The following is a 20834-nucleotide window of genomic DNA, read 5'->3' on the forward strand; positions in this document are numbered from 1 at the left end:
AGCGAAGTCGAGACACGCTGAGTTCGCGCCCGGCTTCACGTGTCTCGACTTCGCTCGACACGAACGGAAATAGTTGTTCCGCGATACGCTATTTCAACAACACCAGCTCTTCCGCCATGCTCGGATGCAAAGCCACTGTCGCGTCGAAGTCCGCCTTGGTCAGCCCCGCCTTCACCGCCACCGCCGCCGCCTGCAAAATCTCTGGCGCATCAGGCCCGATCATGTGAAGCCCGACCACCTGATCGGTCGCTTCATTGACGATCATCTTGTACAATGCGCGTTCATTGCGGCCCGCGAGGACGTTTTTCATCGCACGGAAATCGCTCGTGTACACGCGGACGGTGCCGAGCTTGTTGCGCGCCTCAGCCTCGGTCATCCCGACCGCGCCGATCGGCGGGTGGCTGAACACCGCGCTCGGGACATTGGCGTAGTCGACGACCGTCGGCTTGCCGCCGAACACGCTGTCGGCAAAGGCCTGCCCCTCGCGGATCGCCACAGGAGTCAGCTGAATGCGGTTGGTGACATCGCCAACAGCATAGATGCTCGGTACCGACGACTGGTTCGTCGCGTCGACCTTGATCGCGCCTTCCTTGTCGAGTTCGACCCCGACGTCCTCCAGCCCCAACCCCTTGGTGTTCGGCACCCGGCCCGCGGCGACCAGCACGATGTCGGCATCGATCGGATCGCAATTGCCTAGATGGACGGTCAGCGAGCCGTCTTCCTTCTTCTCGATCGACTCGAACGGCGCGTTGAAGCGGAATTCGATGCCCTTGGTCATCGAAATTTGCAGCAGGCGGTCACGGATCTGCTCGTCATAACCGCGCAGTATCGTGTCGCCGCGATTGACGATCGTTACCTTGCTGCCGAATTCGTTGAAGATGCCGGCAAACTCATTGGCGATATAGCCGCCGCCGGCGATCACGACGCGTTTCGGCAGTTTGTCGAGGTGGAAGACTTCGTTCGAGGTGATGGCATGTTCGCTGCCCGGAAATTGGGGGACGAACGGCCAGCCGCCGGTCGCGATCAATATGCGCTCGGCGGTGATTTCCTGTCCATCGGCCAGCCGCACCTTTTGCGGTCCGATAATCGTCGCGCGCGTTTTGAATAGCGTGACTTTGTGGTTCTCGAGCGTCTGGCCATAGAGCCCTTCGAGCCGGGTGACCTCCGCCAGCACATTGTCGCGCAGCCGGTCCCAGTCGAATTTGCAGTCGGGCACGTCCCAGCCGAAATGACGCGCGTCCTTCAGATCCTCGGCAAAATGCGCGCCGTAGACGAGCAATTTCTTGGGCACGCAGCCGCGGATGACACAGGTGCCGCCGACCCGATGCTCCTCGGCGACGGCAACGCGCGCGCCATAGGATGCGGCAACCCGCGAGGCGCGGACCCCGCCCGACCCGGCACCGATGACAAACAGGTCGAAATCGAAATTGCTCATGTGGGAGACCCCTGAAATGGAATTGGCTGACATTCGCAGCCGGCGCCTATGTGGTTACGCGGCGGCGCGATGCCAATCGAATTTTGCCATTACAGACAGTGGCGCGGTCTCATTCGCCCAGCGCCGCCGCCATCAGCGCCTGCGTCGCCGGGTCGAATTCGACGGTCCCCTCGGCCAGCCCCTTCGCCATGTCCTTGCCCAGCTCGACACCGAACTGGTCGAACGGGTTGATCCCCAGCAGCACCGCATTGGCGAACACGCGATGCTCGTAAAAGGCGATCAGCGCGCCCAGCGCGTGCGGGGTCACCTGATCGAGCAGGATCGTCGTTGACGGACGGTCGCCGGGATAATTGCGCGCGCCATCGTCGCTCTTGCGTCCGGTCATCAGCGCCGCCCCCTGCGAGATGCAATTGGCGACCAGCGTTTCATGATGCGCGTCGTCGAGCAGATGGTCGGGCTCGCGCGCGACGACAAACTCGACCGGCACGAGATGTGTCCCCTGATGGAGTAGCTGGAACACCGCATGTTGCGCATCGGTGCCGACCCCGCCCCAAGTGATCGGCGCGCTTTGCTGCGCGAGCGGCTGACCGTCCAGCGTCACCGACTTGCCGTTCGATTCCATCTCCAGCTGTTGCAGATAGCTGGGCAGCAGCCGCAGCCGTTCATCATAGGCGAAGACCGCGCGCGTCTGGCTCCCCAGCCGGTTGGCGTAGAGTTGATCGACAAAGGCGGCGAGCAGGCCGATGTTGTCGGCACCGTTGGCAAGGCGGAAATGCCGGTCCATCTCCGCCGCGCCTTCGAGCATATCCTCGAACGCGTCCCAGCCGAGCGCGAGCGCCGCAGGAAAGCCGATCGACGACCAGAGTGAATAGCGTCCCCCGACGCTTTCGTTGAACGGCAGGATGCGCGTTTCATCGATGCCCCATTCGATCGCACGCTCAGGACTGGCCGTCAGCGCGATGAAGCGGCCGAGCGGATCTTCGACCCCGGCTTCGTCGAGCCATTGCAGCGCCGAATTGGCGTTCATCAGCGTTTCGGTGGTGGTGAAGGTTTTCGACGCAACCGCGACCAGCGTATGTTCGGGGCTGAACTTGGCGAAAATCTCGTCAAGCGCGGCGCCATCGACATTCGACACCACCGCGACGTCATAGCGGTTGCTTTGGCGTCCCAGCGCGTCGACGAGCAAATCGGGACCGAGGGCCGATCCGCCGATGCCGATGTGCAGCAGGTGGCGGATCTCGCCGAACGCCCCCGCCTCGATCGCGTCAATCATCATCCGCATCCGCTGGTGCAGCGCCTGCGCGCGGTGGACCGAGTCGGGGGCGCCGTCGCCGCGTTCGGCGCTATGTTCGGCGGCGCGGTTCTCAGTGGGATTGGCGATGCCGCCAGAGAATAAGGTTTTGCGCCGACCGTCGAAATCCTGCGCTGCGGCCAGGTTGGAGAGGATCGCGACCGCAGCGTCATCCAGGTGCGTCTTGGCAAAATCGAAGCGGATGTTCGCCACGCTGCGCACCAGCGCCTGCAACCGTGCGTCGGGGTTAGCCGCGACTAGGTCGGTGAGTTTCTGCGGCTGCCAGTCGGCGAGCGCCTGCCAGGCTTGGTCGGCGGTGGTCATCATAAGGGCTTCCCTCGCTCTCCGTTCGTGTCGAGCGAAGTCGAGACACCCTGAAGCCATGCTCAGCCGATGGGCATCTCGACTTCGCTCGATGCGAACGGGATGAATAATGGCTCAGTCCATACGTCCGCCACGCTCGCCGCGCCAGCGTCATCCGCCGATATTTGCTTGACGTGGCAACCTATTCATCGCCAATGCCGCGGCATGACCGAAGCCAGCATTACCGCCGATAACGCACCCGCCAGCCAGCCCCCCCCGTCTGCTCCGACACCCGCACCGGTGTCGGCCAAGGAAGAAGCGGTCGACACCGTCCGCTTCCTCGCGCTGCTCGCGATCGCGGTGCTGATTTTCCGCAGCTTTTTCCTGTCGCCGTTCAATATTCCATCGGAATCGATGCAGCCGCGCCTGCTGATCGGCGACTATCTGCTCGTGAACAAGATGGCCTATGGCTATTCGAAATACAGCCTGCCGTTTAGCGTGCCGCTGATCCCTGGCCGCGTTTTCGCGCGCACGCCCGAACGCGGCGACGTGGCGGTGTTCAAGGCACCGCCGAGCGCCGATAATGATTATATCAAGCGCGTCATCGGTCTGCCGGGCGACAGCGTGCAGGTGAAGGACGGCATCGTCTGGCTCAACGGCAAGCCGCTGAAGCGCGAAACCATGCCCGATTTTGTCATCCCGGTGACCGAGAACATGATCGAAGCATCGCGCGCGATGGGCACCCTGCCCTGTTACGCGATGGAATTCGAAGAGGTCGCCGCCGATGGCCAGCGCCAGTGCCGCTACAAGCAGTTTCGCGAAACGCTGCCCAGCGGCAAAAGCTACGCGATCCTCGACATCACCAACATCCCCGAAGACAATACGCCGCTCGTCGTCGTCCCCGATGGCCATTTGTTCATGATGGGCGACAACCGCGACCGCAGCGCCGACAGCCGTTTCCCGGCGATGGAAAATCAGGGCATCGGGCTCGTTCCCGAGGAAAATCTGGTCGGCAAGGCGCTGGTCGGCATGTTCTCGACCGACGGGTCGGCGAGCTGGATCAACCCGATCAGCTGGTTTACCGCAGCGCGCTGGAGCCGCATCGGGGACGGTTTTTGACCGATAAGTTGGACACCGGGGCGCTCGCCGAAATCCTCGGCAGCACCCCGGACGATCTGACGCTGTACGAACTGGCGCTGACCCACGGCAGCACCGGGCGCGCCGATTACCAGCGGCTGGAGTTTCTGGGCGACCGCGTGCTCGGCCTCGTCATCGCCTCCGAACTTTACACCCGCTATCCGACCGCCAGCGAGGGGGAGATGTCGTCGCGGCTGCATGTGCTGGCGTCGGGCGCGACCTGCGCCGCGATTGCGCAGCGATTGAACCTCACCGACCTGATCCGCTTTGGCGCGCAGGCGCGCAATGACGGTGGCCGCTACAGCGACAATATCGCCGCCGACGCGATCGAGGCGCTGATCGGGGCCCTCTATCTCGATCAAGGCATTGATACCGCGCGCGCCTTCATCCTCGCGCATTGGGGAGAGATGATCGATGGACAGGCGGTGGCGCCCAAACATCCCAAGGCGGCGCTGCAGGAATGGGCACTGGCGCGCAAACGCCGTCCGCCCGAATATGAAATCGTCGCGCGCGAGGGGCCTGACCATGCGCCGCGCTTCCGCGTAGCGGTCAGCATCGGCAAGCTCGCCCGCGCCGAGGCCGAAGGCACCAGCAAACAGGCGGCCGAAAAGGCGGCCGCTACGGCGCTGCTCGCCGAACTTGAAGGAATGAAGATATGACCCACCGCTGCGGATTTGTCGCCGTTGTCGGCGCGCCCAACGCGGGCAAATCGACGATCGTCAACGCGCTCGTTGGGCAGAAGGTCGCGATCGTCAGCCCCAAGGCGCAGACGACGCGCACCCGCCTGATGGGCGTCGCGATGGACGGCGAAACCCAGATCGTGCTGATCGACACGCCGGGCATCTTTGCCCCAACCCGCCGCCTTGACCGCGCGATGGTTGCCGCGGCGTGGAACAGCCTTGATCAGGCGGAAGCGATCCTGGTGATGATCGACGCCGCCGCGAAGCTCGGCGAACGCGCCGAGCGCGTGCTGCAGGGGATCGAGGGACGGCCCGAAAAGAAGTTCCTTGTGCTCAACAAGGTCGACCTGACGCGCAAGGACAAGCTGCTGACCACCGCGACGACGCTAAACGAGCGCGTCAAATTCGACGAAACCTTCTTCGTCTCGGCGAGCACCGGGGACGGCGTTCCTGAACTCAAGGCAACGCTCGCAAAGCTGATGCCCGAGGGGCCGTGGCACTTCCCCGAGGACGAGGTCAGCGACGCCCCCGAACGCATGCTCGCCGCCGAAATCACCCGCGAGCAGCTCTATCGCCAGCTTCACGAAGAGCTGCCCTACCAGTCGACCGTCGAGACCGAGAAATTCACGACGCGCAAGGACGGCAGCGCCGAAATCCACCAGCAGATTCTGGTCGCGCGCGACAACCAGCGCGCGATCATCCTCGGCCACAAGGGCGAGCGGATCAAGGAAATCGGCAGCAAGGCGCGCGCCGAGCTCGCCGAATTGCTCGGGCGCCCGGTCCACCTGTTCCTGCATGTGAAGGTTAAGGCGAACTGGGACGAGGACCGCAGCGTCTATCGGGATATGGGGCTCGATTGGGTGGATTGAGGGCAGTTTTTTACCTTCACGTCGGTCATTGCGAGCGAAGCGAAGCGATGACGATGACCTTAGATCCGCCGGCAATCATTCGGCGCTGGATTGCCGTCGAAGCGTGACGTGATCCAGCCGATCGTTTCCTGCGCGCTTTCGCGCGCGCTGTTGCCATGGTCGCCTGACATATCGATCCAGCGAATGGCGGTTTCGCGCCGACACACTGCCTTGGCGAATTTGCGCGTCACCGACGGCGCGACGATCGTGTCGTTGCGGCTCTGCGCGATCAGCAGCGGTCCCGGCACGCGCGCCGCATCGACGCTGTTGGCGCGCGCGAAGCTGCCGAAGGGTTCGATCTTCGCGATATCCTTGTTCTTCGTCGCGCGGACGATGGTCAGGATGCCCAGGATCGTGCTGAGCTTGGGCTTCTTGTCGAGGCTGACGCAATTATTCTGCGCCAGCCGGGTGATGATGCCTTGGTTGGTGCGGTTTGCGACGCCGTCCATCGAGAAACCGTAGAGGGTCGACCAGCTATGCAGCGCGAACGATAGCAGCAGCGCGCGGGCGTTCTTGTCGCTGCCGTCTCGGAGATTGGCGGCGAGATCGGTTGGCGGGGCGGCGGCGGCGGTGGCGATCAGGGTCAGGTCAGGCGCATAGGATCGTGCCGCGGTGGCGGTCCACAGCGCGGCATGGCCGCCCTGCGATTCGCCCCACACGGCAAAGTCGCTGCCCGCCGCAGCACCTGAAATCTCGCGCGCCGCCCGCACCCCGTCGAGCACGGAATGCGCGGTATCGGGACCGACCAGAAACGGGTGCATCGTCGGGCTGGCGAGCCCGATATAATCGGGCGCGACGACAACATAGCCGCGGCTGACCGCATCGATCCCGGCGGTGGCGGAGAAGAAGTTCGGGCTGAGCGACGGCGCACATTTTTCGGCGACACCCCACGCACCGTGGGTCCAGGCGATGACGCGGCGCGGGCGCGGCGGGATCGCCTCGCGCGGCGCCGCAACGATGCCCGTCACGGCAAGCGGCTGGCCATATTGATTCGGGGTCCAATAGCGAACGCGCCATGCTTGCACCCCGGCGGGGGTATCGACGATCGGGTCGGCCGAGATCAGGCGGCCTGCCTGCTGCGCCGCAGCTGGTTGCGCGAAGGCCGTGAGCATGGTGAGCATGACGGCGGTAAGCAGGTGGCGCATCGACAGTCTCCCCCGATGCGCCTTGCTATCACGTTCAAACCAGTGCGTCATCCCGGCAAAGGCCGGGATCTCACCGTAGCGTCAAACACCATCGGCGAGTTCCCGGCCTGCGCCGGGAAGACGATATTTGTTGGCGGTCTATTCCGTCGCCGCGGCCTTTTTCGCCGGAGCTTTCTTCTTCGGCGCCGCCTTCTTCGGCGCCGCCTTCTTCTTCCCCTTCGCCGGTCCCTTCGCAGCGCGCGCGTCGATCAATGCGATCGCTTCTTCCAGCGTCAAGGCGGCGGGCTCCATCGACTTGGGCAGCGTGGCATTGGTCGTACCGTCGGTGACATAAGGGCCAAAGCGCCCCTCCATCAGCTTCATCTCACCGCCGCTGGTCGGGTGCGGGCCGAAAGTGTTGAGCGGCTCGGCCTTGGTTCGCCCGCGTCCGCCGCCCGCCGCCGCTTCCGCGATACGGACAACCGCCGCGTTCATGCCGATGTCGAAGATTTCGGCAGTCCCGGTCAGCTTGGCATATTTGCCGTCGTGGAGCAGGTACGGGCCATAGCGCCCCAGCCCTGCCATGATGACCTTGCCGCTTTCGGGATGCGTCCCGACCTCGCGCGGCAGGCTGAGCAGCCGCAGCGCATAGTCGAGGTCGAAATCCTCCACAGGAATGTCCTTGGGGATCGACGAGCGTTTCGCCTCCTTGCCGTCACCGAGCTGGATGTACGGCCCGAAGCGCCCGCTGCGCTTGGTGACTTCCAGCCCGCTGTCGGGATCATTGCCCATCGTCTCGGGGCCGGTGTCGGCGCCGTCACTGCCGCCCGGCTGCGCAAATTTGCGCGTATATTTGCAGTCGGGATAGTTGCTGCACGCGATGAACGGCCCGAACTTACCACCGCGCAGCGCCAGCTTGCCGGTACCGCAATTGGGGCAGATGCGCGGGTCGGTGCCGTCGCCCTTGTCGGGGAAGAGATAGGGGCCGAGGAAGATGTCGAGCTCCGCGGTAATCTCCGACGGCTTTTGCTCCATCACCTCGCCGGTGCGCGGTTTGAAATCGCGCCAGAAGCGTTCGAGCACCGCCTGCCACTGCGCGCGGCCGCCCGACACATCGTCAAGCTCTTCCTCAAGCCCGGCGGTATAGTCATATTGCACATAGCGGGTGAAGAAGCGTTCGAGGAACGCCGTGAGCAATCGCCCACTCTCTTCCGGCATGAACCGGTTCTTCTCAACCGTCACATATTCGCGGTCCTTCAGCACCTGAAGGATCGACGCATAGGTCGACGGGCGCCCGATGCCGAGCTCCTCCATCTTCTTGACCAAGCTCGCTTCCGAATAGCGCGGCGGCGGCTGGGTCTCGTGGCTTTCGGTTTCGACCCCGGTCTTGGCCGGCGCGTCGCCTTTGGCCATTGCGGGCAACAGGCGCGCATCCTCGTCCTCGCTGTCATCGCGGCCTTCGTCGTAGAGCGCCAGGAAGCCGGGGAATTTGATCACCTGACCCGTCGCGCGCAGCATCGTCTTGCCGGTGCCGTCGGTCAGGTCGATGCTGGTGCGCTCAAGCCGCGCCGACGCCATTTGGCTCGCCATCGCGCGCTTCCAGATCAGCTCGTACAGCCGCGCATGGTCGCCGCCGCCGACCTTGTCCTTCGAAAAATCGGTCGGACGGATCGCCTCATGCGCTTCCTGCGCATTCTTGGCCTTGGTCTGATATTGCCGCGGCTGATCGGGAACATAGCCGCCGTCGTAGCGGTCCGCGATTGCTTTCCGCGCCGCGCTGATCGCGCTGCCGTCCATCTGGACGCCGTCGGTCCGCATGTACGTAATCGCGCCGTCTTCATACAAACCCTGCGCTATCCGCATCGTGTGGCTGGCCGAGAAGCCGAGCTTGCGTGCCGCTTCCTGCTGTAGGGTCGAGGTCGTGAACGGCGGCGGCGGGTTGCGCGTCAGCGGCTTGGTCTCGACCACATCGACAGTGAAATGACCCGCTTTTACATCGGCCTCGGCAGCGCGTGCATCGGCTTCGTTGGTGATCGTCAGCCGTTCGATTTTGTCGCCGCGCCAGCGCGCGAGCCGCGCCTTGAACGGCGTTCCCGACATTTCGAACAGCCCGGTGATCGACCAGTATTGCTGCGCAACAAAAGCCTCGATCTCGCGCTCGCGTTCGACGATCATGCGCAGCGTCACCGACTGGACGCGCCCGGCCGATTTGGCACCGGGCAGCTTGCGCCACAGCACCGGCGACAGGGTAAAGCCGACCAGATAATCGAGCGCGCGGCGGGCGCGATAGGCGTCGATCAGATCCTCGTCGAGCGCGCGCGGTGCCGCCATCGCGGTCAGCACCGCATCCTTGGTAATCGCGTTGAACGTCACCCGATCAACCGATGCCGGCAACGCCTTTTTGCTGCGCAGCAATTCCTGCACATGCCAACTGATCGCCTCGCCCTCGCGATCAGGGTCGGTCGCGAGGATCAGGCGGTCAGCGCCCTTGGCGGCATCCTGGATTTCCTTCATCCGCTTCGCCTTGTCGGGGTACAGCAGCCACTGCATCGCAAAGCCGTCGTCGGGATCGACCGACCCGTCCTTGGGCGGCAGGTCGCGGACATGGCCATAGGAGGCGAGCACCTTGAAATCGCGTCCCAGATATTTCTCGATCGTCTTCGCCTTTGCGGGCGATTCCACAATTACCAACTGCATGAAAAACCTTAGTCCTTGCTGTCCCTTACGTACGTACGCGTGAGGGTGGCGTCGCCGCGCGCCGCGTCAACCGAAAATTTCTTGCAAGGCGGGAGCGGGTTGTTCGATGTTCAGCAACAGGCTCACCGCTGCCAGATAGCCACCCACGATCCCCGCCGCTGCGACAAGGTTGGTCGCGAGCAACCATCCAAACCCATATTCGGCGACGAGCGCCGGAGCCACCTCCCCCAGCACCAGTGGCGCGACAGACAGCACGCCAAGGATCAAACCGACGCCCAGCGCGGCGGGCCAGTGAGCCGCCAGCATATCCCAGCTCTGCCGCATCGCAGCCCGGCGCCCACCGCCATCACGCACCAGCAGCGCGCTCGCGAGGTACCACCGCGCAAAAACGTAGAACCCCGGCAAGATAAAAAGGACGAGCCCCAGCACCACTCCAAGCCCGATCAACAGACCCTGCAAATAGACGCTCAAAGAATTGACGACCGGCAGGGCGGGCGTAACCCCGACCTGTTCAAAGGCTTCCCGGGTAATCCATACCTGAACGAATGTGATCAAAATGCCATAGACGATCAGGACGAAACTTGCCGCGTCGCCCATCCGCTCAAAGGCAACGTCCGAAGCAACCCCTGCGACGGCGGTCGCCAGCCAGCCGACCAGGATAGTGCCCGGCATGGCGGCCGCCGTATCCCAGCTTCGTCGCAGAGTCGGAACCAGCAGGCTCGCATCAAATTGCATGGATCGATATTCCCCCTCGCATGCCTGTGTGCGAGGGTGGCGGGCGTGCCGTCCTTCCGTCAAGAGATTATCGGAACGACCGCCGTCAGGATCAAACCATCACCCCTCCTGCCATTTGAAATCGGCGGGCAGGACGCATTTTCCCGCATCATATTTGCCGACGCTGCGGATGATTTCCTGGTCCTCGGGCTCGATGCGGCGGCCACTGATCTGGCTGTCGATCACGCGGCGCACCAGCGCGTCGAGCTTGGTCACCAGATAGCAGTCAATGGCTGGCGGCGCGTGCGGGTTGCCGACGCCGCTGTCGTCGGTCAGAAACAGGTACCGCGACTGGGTCGCTGCCGCCATCGCGCGCATCGCATATTCGGCCTTGTCGGCGACGCCCGATGCCGCGACCGGGGTGATATGGATGCGCTTGGCGCGCGCCGCTTCGGCGGCTTGCCAAGTCCGCCCGAATTTGTCGTCATGCGGCGGCGCGTCGGCCACCAGCAACAGCGACTTTACCGCGTCGGGACGCCAATCCTGCCCAACGGCGCGGATCATCGCCTGATCCATTGCCTCGGGATAATCGCCGCCGCCATTCGCGCTCTGGCGCGCAAGCGCGCCTTGCACCCGCCCGACATCGCGATCGAACGCGACCGTGCGCGTGACATATTCGTCGCCAAGGTCGCGGTAGAAGACGAAGCCGATGCGGATATCGAGCGTACGATGCTTGGCAGTGATCGCGCTGATGATCGACCGCAGTTCAGACTGCAAATAATTGATCTCGTCGCCCATGCTACCCGTCGTATCGACGACTAGCATCAGATCGAGCTTGGTCACTTTGGTCGCGGCCTGATTGGCCGTCAGCCCGACCTGTTGCCCCCCGGCGGCATTGGCAACCAGCACCGGACGCGAATCGGCGATAGTCCGCCCCGCCTTGCGCGCGGTGACCGTGATCCGTTCGCTCAGCCGGTCGAGCCCTGGAAAGAAGACCGCGCTGCCGTCGGCCTGCGTCGCCATGGTGATGCTGTTGCCGTCGCTGCACGTCACGACGACGTCGGCAAAGGGAATGGGCTGGCCGTTGCGATCGGCGACCTTCACCGTCACGACCCGTGTTGTGTCGACGCGCGGCAAGCTAAGCACCTCCTGCCCCAAGTTGGCGCTGCGGTTCACATAGGCAGCGTAAAGCTCTGGGTTGAGCAAATCGTCATGCTCGCCCGCGGTCAGGATACCCGACTGGGGTTGCGGACGCGGCCTTGGATCCGGGCGTCGCGGCGGCAAAACGCGGGCGTCAAATGACCCTGGCACCGGTGGGGCCGCCGACCGTTCCGAGTCCGACAATGCGGTCGTTGGCTCTGCTCTTGGCAACTCTGATGTCGAAGATCCAATTCGCGAACCAGTGACTACCACGTCCGCTGTGCCGCTCGCATCGACATAGCCGGGAGGCGTCATGACCGGTGGCGGTGGCGGAGGCGGTGGCGCTGGCGGTGCGGGTTCGGATGCCATGGCAACGGCCTCACGATCACGCTTGCCGCCGCCCTCGGTTTTCGTGCTTCCGTTCGATTGCTGCTGCTGAACTTCCGGATCGAGCCGCGGCAGCGGATCGGCGGTGCGGCAGAAACCCTGGCCCTCAACCGACCTGGCCTGCGCCGTGGCAAAGGGCATCGGCCCGGGCGCGGACGCCAGCACTGCAACCATCGTCACGCTTGTCAGTAACGCGCTTCGCATCATCCCAATCCCCGCAATGTAACACAATATCATGAAACTGAAGCTCGACCGCTGAACCGTGGCTGAACCGCGATGAATGGTTCGATCGCCAATGCTTAGGGCGCTATGCCCGGCGTCACACGAGAGAAATCTTGGCTCCGGCGTGGCGTTCTAGACGTCCGGCGAGTTCGAGTTCGAGCAGGACGAGCTGGACGATTGCCGCCGCCTGTCCCGATTGCCGCACCAGTTCATCAACAGCCACCGGGGTCGGACCGAGCAGGTCGATCACGCGTCGTCGGTCGCCGTCGCCCGCATCGGCATTGGTGGGGACCGCCGCATAGCTGTGCACCGGTTCGCGCACCATCCGCGTATCGATCGGCCCCACCGCCTCGATCACGTCATCGACAGTCTGAATCAAGGTCGCGCCCTCGCGGATCAGCAGGTTGCAGCCCTGCGCACGCGGGTCGAGCGGCGAGCCCGGCACCGCCATCACTTCGCGCCCATAATCGCCAGCGCGGCGCGCGGTGATCAGCGATCCGGAGCGCGGCGCCGCCTCGATCACCACGGTGCCATGCGCCAGCCCGGCGATGATCCGGTTGCGCGACGGGAAATGTCGCGCCAGCGGTTCACTGCCCGGCGGCTGTTCGGCGATCAGCAACTGGTCGGTCGCGATCTTTTCCTGAAGGGCGGCATTTTCGGGCGGAAAGGCGATGTCGATGCCGCTCGCGATCACCCCCGCCGTCGATCCGCCGAGCGCGCCGATATGCGCCGCGGTATCGACCCCGCGCGCCAGCCCGCTGACCACCGTCACATCGCGCGCCGCGAGATCGACAGCGAGCTGGCGCGCAAAGCGGCACGCGACCGCCGAGGCGTTGCGCGCGCCGACGATCGCGATGCACGGGCGGCGGAGCATCGCGGTGTCGCCGCGCACGATAATCACCGGCGGCGCGCCTTCGACGGCACGCAGCAGCGGCGAATAATCGGCTTCGTCGCTGAAAATATGTCGCGCGCCCAGGTCGGCGGCGCGGGCCAGCTCACGCTCGGCAACATCGACCGGCGCGATCCTGACCTTCCCTGCCCCGCCGCGCAGCGCCAGATCGGGCAGTGCGTCGAGTGCCGCTTCGCCCGATCCGAACCGCTGCATCAGCTGGTGCCAACTGACCGGGCCGACATGCGGGGTACGGATCAACCGCAGCCGCGCCAGCCGTTCGGCTGGGGTCACGCCGCTGCGTCCTTCTTGCCGCCAATCCGCGGCTCGGTACCGGCGCGCAGCCGCGCGATATTTTCGCGGTGCCGCCACAGCACAATCACGGCAAGCCCCGCGAGGCCGGTCGCATACACCGGATAACCCAGCGCCAGCGCCGCAATCGGCGCCGCGACCGCCCCCAGCATTCCGCCGAGCGAGGAAATGCGCAGCAACAACACCGTTCCAATCCACACCGCAGCAAAGATCAGCCCAATCGGCCAGGCGAGCGCGAGCGCAAGGCCAAGCAAAGTCGCGACCCCCTTGCCGCCGCGGAATTTCAGCCACACCGGATAACAATGGCCGATCATCGCCGCCGCGCCCGCGATCATCGCGCCCTGATCGCCAAGTTCGGGGACGAAATGCCGTGCCAGGAGCACTGCCACCGCGCCCTTTGCGCCGTCGAGGATTAACGTCGCCGCCGCCAGCCCCTTGCGCCCGGTGCGCAGCACATTGGTCGCGCCGATATTGCCCGAACCGATCTGGCGTAGATCGCCCGCACCGAACAGGCGCGTCAGAATGACACCAAAGGGGATCGAGCCGAGCAGATAGCCCATGGCGATCAGTAAGAAATTCGTCATGGCAATCCTTGCTCCGTTCATGGTGATACTGGCGAAATTGGCGGACGCAATCAACGGATTCGGACGTGGATGGGGCCAAATCGGACGAGCATTAACAATCGTCATCCCGCCGAAAGCCGGGATCTCAACGCTGCGTCAGGCTGATACGGCGACATCCCGGCCTTCGCCGGGATGACAAAATGCCCGGGTTGGAACAGATTGAGCCGCGCCTTCCCCCCTGCTACGCGCCGCACATGAACCCCGCCGCGCACGCCCCCATCCTGTTTTTCGACTCCGGCCTCGGCGGCCTCTCCGTCCTTGGCCCCACCCGGGCGCTGTTGCCGACGGCCCCCATCGTTTATGCCGCCGACTATGCCGGTCTGCCTTATGGCCAGAAAAGTGAGGCCGAACTGGCCGCGCGCGTCCCGGCGCTGCTCGGGCGTCTCGTCGAACGCTATCAGCCACGCCTTGCGGTCATCGCTTGCAACACCGCCTCAACCATCGCGCTCGCGCATGTTCGCGCCGCGCTGGACCTGCCGATCGTCGGCACCGTCCCCGCGATCAAGCCCGCAGCGCAGCTCACCAAAAGCGGCGTTATCGGCGTCCTCGGCACCGAAGCGACGGTGCGCCAGCCTTATGTCGATGACCTCAGCGCGCGCTTTGCGCAGGGCAAGACCGTGCTCCGCCACGGCAGCCCCGGGCTGGTCACTGGTGCCGAGGCGAAGCTGCGCGGTGAACCGGTCGATCCAGCGGTGATCGCGCGCGCCATCGCCGGGCTTCGCGATCAACCGGAGGGTGACGCGATCGATGTGATCGTGCTTGCCTGTACCCATTTCCCTTTGTTGGCCGACGAATTACAGGCAGCGGCCGGTTCCGGCGTAATCCTGATCGACGGCGCCGAAGGGATCGCTCGGCGGATTGCCGCCTTGACGCTGGGCCAGCCATGGCCCGCCTCGGCAACTCCCGGCATCGCGCTGTTCACGCGCAGTGCCGACCGCCCACCACCGCCGCTCGCCACCTTGGCGCCCTATGGCATCGACCGCATCGAGACGATTTGACGCATCACTCGCGCCCCGCAGCGCAGGCCGCCAACCAGGCGCGATCTTCCGGCTGCGGCCCTTGTTCGCCCAGACTGCGAACGCGCGGCATCCCCATGCCGGGCGTCACGCCCTGACAACTGGCGGGCGCATCGCTGGATGTGCTGAACAATCGGCCGCGGCACTGGAACAAGCGTTCGCTGGACGTACCCCACCCGATTTTGGCCGCATCGCGCGGCGCCCGACCAGCACAATAGGTGTCGGTCTCCGATCCCGGATCGCCACAGATCTTCTCGATTTGCGCGACCTTGTCCTTTACCGTGCCAACAAATCGCTGCTCGTAATAGGCGTTCGTCGCAAAATAGCGCTGAACGCCGCAAACTCGGCTGCCGCGCTGAGCCAGCAATTTGTAGGAGCATATCTCCGCCCTACTATAGGTTTCGCAGGTCATCCACGCCCCATCGAACGGAGCCGGCGCCGACGCCGGAGCGGGTGGCGACAGGGATATTCCAGCGGCGATTGACAATATAGCCATGGTCGGGAGGCGCATTTTGACCTTGCTCCTTTTTCGCGATTATTGGTTCGCGGCATAGCCGCCCGCGGTCAATATACCGGTGCATTTGATCACAGTGATCGATACAATGACTTGCGAATCGTTCGCACTGGATTTCAGCCTGAATCACCGTTATTGGCCCGCCTGTTAAGTGCTGTCCTCCACGAGCGGCGCGGGAACCTGACTGCGGGGCCGAACCTTGAACTATAACGACATCTTCGCTCGCGCGATCGACCGGCTGCACGAAGAGGGGCGCTACCGCGTCTTCATCGACATTTTACGCAACCGCGGCGCATTTCCTAACGCGCGCTGCTTTGCCGGGCACAACGGGCCGAAGCCGATCACGGTGTGGTGCTCGAACGATTATCTTGCGATGGGCCAGCATCCGAAAGTTGTCGAAGCGATGGAAGCGGCGTTGCACGACGTCGGCGCCGGTTCGGGCGGCACCCGCAACATCGGCGGCAACACCCATTATCACGTCGACCTCGAGCATGAGCTTGCCGACCTGCATGGCAAGGACGGCGCGCTGCTGTTCACCTCGGGCTATATCTCGAACGAAGCGACGCTCGGCACGCTCGGCAAATTGCTGCCCAACTGCATCATCTACTCGGACGAGCTCAACCACGCCTCGATGATCGCGGGCATCCGTAACTCGGGCTGCGAAAAGCGGGTGTGGCGCCACAACGATCTCGCGCATCTCGAAGAATTGATGGCGCAGGACGATCCCGAAGCGGCCAAGCTGATCGCGTTCGAGAGCGTCTATTCGATGGACGGCGACGTCGCGCCGATCCACGCAATCTGCGACCTCGCCGACAAATATAACGCGCTGACCTATTGCGACGAGGTCCATGCGGTTGGCATGTACGGCCCGCGCGGCGGCGGCATTACCGACCGTGACGAAGCCGCCGACCGGGTGACGATTATCGAAGGTACGCTGGGCAAGGCGTTTGGCGTGATGGGCGGCTATATCGCCGCCGACAAGAATATCATCGATGTGATCCGCAGCTATGCGCCGGGCTTTATCTTTACCACCAGCCTGTCACCAGTGCTCGTTGCCGGGGTGCTGGCCAGCGTGCGCCACCTGAAGCAATCGAGCGCCGAGCGTGAGGCACAACAGGCCAACGCGGCCTACCTGAAGGCCTGCTTCCGCGATGCGGGACTTCCGGTGATGGACTCGACGACGCACATTGTCCCGCTGATGGTCGGCGATCCGGTGCGCGCCAAGAAAATCAGCGACATCCTCCTCGCCGAATATGGCGTCTACGTCCAGCCGATCAACTTCCCGACCGTGCCGCGCGGAACCGAGCGGCTTCGGTTCACGCCGGGTCCGGCGCATGACGAAGCGATGATGCGTGAATTGACCACTGCGCTTGTCGAAATCTGGGGCCGGTTAGAGCTGGGGCTGGCGAAAGCCGCGTGAGCGAGGCAGTCGGTTTTGACGATGTCGTGTTGGGGCGCCGCTCGATCCGCGGCTTCCTCGACAAGCCTGTCCCCAAAGAACTGATCGCGGAGATCATCGAGGTCGCGATGCGCGCGCCCTCATCCTATAACAATCAGTGCTGGAATTTTTCGGTCGTCACCGGCAAGCCGCTCGACGCGATCCGCCGCGGCAATACCGACGGCATTCTGGCTGGCAAACCCGACAGCCGCGAATTTCGGACCTTTAACGTCGTTCCCGACGAACATCGCGGCCGCCAGATCGAGGTTGCCAAACAATTGTTTGGCGCGATGGGGATCGAGCGCGACGACAAGGACGGGCGACAGGATTGGGTGCTGCGCGGCTTTCGCCAGTTCGATGCGCCGGTCAGCATCGTTGTAACCTATGATCGCGTCCTGCTCGGCAGCGACATCGCGCCCTTCGATTGCGGCGCGGTGACCAATGCGCTGGTCAATGCCGCCTGGTCGCGCGGGCTGGGCTGCGTCATCAACAGCCAGGGCATCATGCAAAGCCCGGTGGTGCGCGAGCATGCGAGAATTCCCGACGATCAGGTGATCATGATCTGCGTCGCGATGGGCTGGCCCGACGACGATTTCCCCGCCAACGCCGTGGTGTCGAACCGAAAGAGCGTCGCCGATGCCGCACGCTTCGTGGGGTTCGAGGACTGATCTGATCGGTCGCCGACAATGCGGCCCGTCCCGGGAGGGAAAGGACGGACCGCACCTGTGCCGGACGAAGGGGTCAGCCCGGCAGCAAAACGCCATCGACGACGTGGATGACGCCGTTCGACTGCTTGACGTCGGCGATGGTGATCTGCGCCTTGCCGCCCTTGGCGTCGGTGACATACCATTTGCCGTCCTTGCCCCACACGGTCAGCTTGGCGCCCTGCACGGTCGTCAGCGTCGCCTTGCCGCCATTGGCCTGCGCATTGGCGGCCAGATCGGCGGCGGTCAGCGTGCCGGGCACGACGTGATAGGTCAGCACCGCGGTCAGCGTGCCCTTATTCTCCGGCTTCAGCAGCGTGTCGACAGTGCCGGCGGGCAGCTTGCCAAACGCGGCGTTGGTGGGTGCGAACACCGTGAACGGGCCGGGGCTGGCGAGCGTGTCAACGAGCCCGGCGGCCTGCACAGCGGCGACCAGCGTCGTATGATCTTTTGAATTGACGGCATTTTCGACGATATTCTTGGTTTCGTACATCGCGGCACCGCCGACCATCGGGTTCGCCAGCGCAACGCCGCCCCCGGCAACCATCATCAAAGCAGCGAGCGACGCGGAAAGTTTGGAAAGTTTCATGATACGATCCTCTGGTTTCTGGCACCCCGGAAATGTGGAATGCGGCGCAGCTACGGCGGCACCCCGTTACCGGATGCACAGAAAGATCAGATCGTGATGATTTTTCCCGACGCGACCGCGGCGCCGCTCGGTGCCGGGTGCGGGGTCTTCGACACCGGCTCCATCGTGATCGCCAGCGTCGCGCCTTCGGTCATGAGCAGGCGGTGCGGCGGCGGCATCGTCATTTCGGCCTCGCCCGCATGGCCGATCTGCCCGAGTGAGACGGGCGTGCCGCCTTCGGGGATGACCCACAGTTCTGGCGCGAGCGCGCCGGGCTCGAAGCCATGGATACGCAGCTGCATCAAGCCATTGCTCTGATTATAGCGCGCGAGCACCAGCGGCCCCGCCGCATCGCTTTCGATCCGCGCCACCGCGAGCTGCGGTGCGGCGGGCGCGGGCGTCGGCACAGGCCGTGTGATCAGCACCAGCGCCAGCGCCGCCGCGACGGCGCCCGACAGCAGCGCCCCGGTGCGCCACCGGCGCAGGCGCGTTTCGATTGCCGTGACCTTGTCGGCGGGCGCATCCGCCAGTTGCCGTTCGATCCCGCTCCACACCGCAGCGCCCGGCTGCGCGTCGGCCCATTCGCCGTGCAGCGGCGCCAGCTTCGCCTCCCACGCCGCGACCAGCGCCGCGAAGGCGGGATCGCTGAGCGAAAGGCGCAGCGCATCGGCGCGCGCCTGCCCTTCGAGCAGGCCAAGCGCCAGTTCGGCGGCGAGCGCGTCGCGCTCCTCGGCGGGCGTCAGATGGTCATCCATCGCCAAGGCAATCCTTCAGGCGCAGCAACCCGCGCCGTATCCAGCTTTTCATCGTCCCCAGCGGCACATTTTCGCGTTCGGCCAGCTCGGCATAGGTCGATCCGTCAAAAAAGGCGGCGCGGATCGACGCGCGGCTTCGTTCTTCGAGTTCATCCAGACAATGGTGGAGCCGCTCGCCCTCCTCCGCCGCGACCAACGACTGGTCCGCAAGCGGGCTGTCGTCGGCCACCGCAAAGGCCGCCTGTTCGGGTAAGGTGTCGCGCACCGTCCGCCCGGCAACCGACCGCCGCCAGTCGATCGCGCCATTGCGCGCGATCGTCGCCAGCCAGGTGATCGGGCTGGCGCGCGCGGCATCGAACTGCCCCGCCCGCTCCCACACCTTGATATAGACGGTCTGCAAAACATCCTCCGCGCTGGCCCTCTCGCCACAGATACGGAGGCAGATTCCAAATAGTTTCGCGGCGGTCATGTCATAGACCCGGCGCAATGCCGCGCGGTCGCCGCGCCCGACGGCGGTCAGCGCCGCCGTCAGCTGCGCGCGCGCCTCGTCTGCGCCTGATGACCATTGCGTGCCGTCCACACCGTCAAGTCGTAGAGAGATGACGGGAATATTCAAGCGGCGGACGCCCGCATCATGCCCCAAAAATGCGGCCCACCCCCCGGCACGTCCCATTCAACCTGCGTGACAAAGCCCAGACGCTCATAAAGCGGCACATTTTCCGGGGTCGCGGTTTCCAGCCAGCACGGCAGTCCTTCGGCGTCAGCGACCGCGGTTTGCGCGCGGATGATCCGCCCGCCATGTCCTTTACCCTGATGTGCGGTGCGCACCCCGACATAATGGAGGTACCAGAATCCTCCCTTGGGACGATGCGCATCGATGCCGCCTTGCACCTTCAGCCCACGCGGCAAGGCGGTGCCGAAGGTCGCGATCAGCGGCAGAACGGTGCGCAGGAATTCCAGCGTCCCGCCATGCGCCTGCCCCGGTGCGCGCCACAGTGCCGCCGCTTCGTCTCCGGCGGAGCGCAGCGCGACGCCAGCGCGCATGTCGGCCGGAACGAGGGTGCGGAACAGGCTGCGCAGCGCGGACGCGCGATGGTCGGGGTCGGGCAATATCCACGACAGCGCCGGGTCGGTCTGGAACGCTTGCGCCAGTGTTTCGACGACGCCCGCGGCTTCGGTGAGTCGCACCGGCAGAATAGTTTGGATCATCGCGCCTCCGGTGCCGAACGGAGCAGGCGACGCGCCGTTTGGCAAGGGTTAGCGCAGCCGTTTCTCAAGCCGCAATGACCACGCATAGTCCCGGTAAAGCCGGGCCACCGCCAATTGCCCGCCGACGTCGTTTGCGACCTCACGCGCCGCCTCGACCAGCAAAGCGCGCGGCGCGACGTGAAAGCGTGCCAGCCAGCCGAACAACGCCGCGCGGAACCATGCCGGCATTTGCTCCTGCTGGCCGAAATCAATGATATGCAGCGCGCCATTGGGCGACAAATGGCGCACCGCCTCGCGGATCGCGCCCTGCCAGTCGGGAATCATCGACAGCGTATAGCTTTGGAAAATCCGATCAAAGCTGGGGATGCGAAACAGGATTTTCGGATCGAAGTCCGTGGCGTCACCCTGGGCAACGCGGATTCTTTGACTCAACCCGGCGCGTGCGATTGATGCGCGGGCGGTTTTCAGCATCTCATTGGAAATGTCGATGCCATAGAAATGCGCTCCGGGCCAACAGCGCGCCGCGGCGATCAGGTTGCGCCCGGTACCGCAGCCGATTTCGAGCACATGCGCGCCCGGCTGCGGTCCCAGTTCATCGATCAACCGGTCGCGGCCGAGCAAATAATATTTGCGCGTCAGGTCATAGATATGACGCTGGCCGCGATACACCCCGTCCATGCGCGCGGCGTGCCCCTCCCCCGTCGCCAT

Annotated in this window: 20 protein-coding genes; 6 read left to right on the forward strand and 14 right to left on the reverse strand. The window is 64.5% G+C overall.

All coding sequences use genetic code 11. From position 1 onward, the window contains the following. Positions 1-88: 88 nt before the first annotated feature. Complete coding sequence (gor, locus tag B4F07_RS15355) at positions 89-1435, reverse strand: glutathione-disulfide reductase (protein ID WP_293700757.1); 1347 nt, start codon at positions 1433-1435, stop codon at positions 89-91. A 109-nt stretch (positions 1436-1544) separates the two neighbouring features. After that, positions 1545-3050 (reverse strand): glucose-6-phosphate isomerase, encoded by a 1506-nt coding sequence (gene pgi / locus B4F07_RS15360; RefSeq protein ID WP_293700952.1) that lies wholly within the window; start codon positions 3048-3050, stop codon positions 1545-1547. Between the two features lie 279 nt (positions 3051-3329). On the opposite strand from pgi, the gene lepB reads away from it, so the two are divergent. Genes lepB through era form a run of 3 tightly spaced genes read left to right on the forward strand, consistent with a single transcriptional unit; the run spans position 3330 to position 5715 of the window. After that, positions 3330-4148: a signal peptidase I gene (gene lepB / locus B4F07_RS15365; protein WP_293700953.1), complete on the forward strand. Its 819-nt coding sequence runs from the start codon at positions 3330-3332 to the stop codon at positions 4146-4148. Beyond that, positions 4145-4825 carry a ribonuclease III gene (gene rnc / locus B4F07_RS15370; protein WP_293700759.1) on the forward strand — a complete coding sequence of 227 codons (681 nt, stop codon included), beginning with the start codon at positions 4145-4147 and terminating at the stop codon, positions 4823-4825. The genes lepB and rnc overlap by 4 nt, the downstream gene beginning before the upstream one ends. Beyond that, positions 4822-5715, forward strand: coding sequence for a GTPase Era (era, locus tag B4F07_RS15375; protein ID WP_293700760.1), 894 nt, complete (start codon positions 4822-4824; stop codon positions 5713-5715). Before rnc ends, era begins: the two co-directional genes overlap by 4 nt. Before the next feature lie 59 nt (positions 5716-5774). Here era and B4F07_RS15380 read toward each other — a convergent pair whose 3' ends face one another. From B4F07_RS15380 to plsY, 6 genes are all read right to left on the reverse strand, one after another. Further along, positions 5775-6899, reverse strand: a complete 1125-nt coding sequence (locus B4F07_RS15380; protein ID WP_293700762.1) for a lipase family protein — start codon at positions 6897-6899, stop codon at positions 5775-5777. A gap of 138 nt (positions 6900-7037) precedes the next feature. Continuing rightward, a complete protein-coding gene (gene topA / locus B4F07_RS15385) occupies positions 7038-9575 on the reverse strand; it encodes a type I DNA topoisomerase (protein WP_293700764.1) in 2538 nt (845 codons plus the stop codon). Between the two features lie 66 nt (positions 9576-9641). Beyond that, positions 9642-10247: a hypothetical protein gene (locus tag B4F07_RS15390; protein ID WP_293700765.1), complete on the reverse strand. Its 606-nt coding sequence runs from the start codon at positions 10245-10247 to the stop codon at positions 9642-9644. A 162-nt stretch (positions 10248-10409) separates the two neighbouring features. Next, entirely contained in the window at positions 10410-11465 is a 1056-nt protein-coding gene (locus B4F07_RS15395) for a vWA domain-containing protein (RefSeq protein ID WP_293704881.1), read from the reverse strand. A 670-nt stretch (positions 11466-12135) separates the two neighbouring features. Beyond that, positions 12136-13221 carry a DNA-processing protein DprA gene (dprA, locus tag B4F07_RS15400; RefSeq protein WP_293700771.1) on the reverse strand — a complete coding sequence of 362 codons (1086 nt, stop codon included), beginning with the start codon at positions 13219-13221 and terminating at the stop codon, positions 12136-12138. Then, on the reverse strand, positions 13218-13823 hold the full coding sequence (gene plsY / locus B4F07_RS15405; RefSeq protein ID WP_293700773.1) for a glycerol-3-phosphate 1-O-acyltransferase PlsY: 606 nt from the start codon (positions 13821-13823) through the stop codon (positions 13218-13220). Before plsY ends, dprA begins: the two co-directional genes overlap by 4 nt. A 233-nt stretch (positions 13824-14056) precedes the next feature. On the opposite strand from plsY, the gene murI reads away from it, so the two are divergent. Further along, complete coding sequence (gene murI, locus B4F07_RS15410; protein WP_293700775.1) at positions 14057-14860, forward strand: glutamate racemase; 804 nt, start codon at positions 14057-14059, stop codon at positions 14858-14860. 4 nt (positions 14861-14864) lie between these two features. Here the strand turns inward: murI and B4F07_RS15415 are convergent, their stop codons facing one another. Then, entirely contained in the window at positions 14865-15389 is a 525-nt protein-coding gene (locus tag B4F07_RS15415) for a hypothetical protein (RefSeq protein ID WP_293700777.1), read from the reverse strand. Positions 15390-15591: 202 nt separating this feature from the next. Between B4F07_RS15415 and hemA the strand changes: the two genes are divergently transcribed. Both hemA and B4F07_RS15425 read left to right on the forward strand, forming a co-directional pair. Then, positions 15592-16812: a 5-aminolevulinate synthase gene (gene hemA / locus B4F07_RS15420; protein ID WP_293700779.1), complete on the forward strand. Its 1221-nt coding sequence runs from the start codon at positions 15592-15594 to the stop codon at positions 16810-16812. Next, entirely contained in the window at positions 16809-17498 is a 690-nt protein-coding gene (locus B4F07_RS15425; RefSeq protein WP_293700781.1) for a nitroreductase, read from the forward strand. The genes hemA and B4F07_RS15425 overlap by 4 nt, the downstream gene beginning before the upstream one ends. A gap of 73 nt (positions 17499-17571) precedes the next feature. On the opposite strand, the gene B4F07_RS15430 is transcribed toward B4F07_RS15425, so the two are convergent. The 5 genes from B4F07_RS15430 to B4F07_RS15450 form a co-directional block, all read right to left on the reverse strand. Further along, on the reverse strand, positions 17572-18123 hold the full coding sequence (locus B4F07_RS15430; RefSeq protein ID WP_293700783.1) for a fasciclin domain-containing protein: 552 nt from the start codon (positions 18121-18123) through the stop codon (positions 17572-17574). A gap of 86 nt (positions 18124-18209) precedes the next feature. Continuing rightward, the gene (locus tag B4F07_RS15435) at positions 18210-18917 is read right to left on the reverse strand and encodes an anti-sigma factor (protein WP_293700784.1); all 708 of its coding nucleotides are present in this window, start codon (positions 18915-18917) and stop codon (positions 18210-18212) included. Continuing rightward, on the reverse strand, positions 18910-19527 hold the full coding sequence (locus B4F07_RS15440) for a sigma-70 family RNA polymerase sigma factor (RefSeq protein WP_414711762.1): 618 nt from the start codon (positions 19525-19527) through the stop codon (positions 18910-18912). Before B4F07_RS15440 ends, B4F07_RS15435 begins: the two co-directional genes overlap by 8 nt. A 2-nt stretch (positions 19528-19529) precedes the next feature. After that, positions 19530-20126 carry a GNAT family N-acetyltransferase gene (locus B4F07_RS15445; protein ID WP_293700787.1) on the reverse strand — a complete coding sequence of 199 codons (597 nt, stop codon included), beginning with the start codon at positions 20124-20126 and terminating at the stop codon, positions 19530-19532. Between the two features lie 48 nt (positions 20127-20174). Next, on the reverse strand, positions 20175-20834 hold the full coding sequence (locus tag B4F07_RS15450) for a class I SAM-dependent methyltransferase (protein ID WP_293700788.1): 660 nt from the start codon (positions 20832-20834) through the stop codon (positions 20175-20177).

The sequence above is a fragment of the Sphingopyxis sp. UBA6723 genome (assembly GCF_002454115.1).
GTDB lineage: Bacteria > Pseudomonadota > Alphaproteobacteria > Sphingomonadales > Sphingomonadaceae > Sphingopyxis.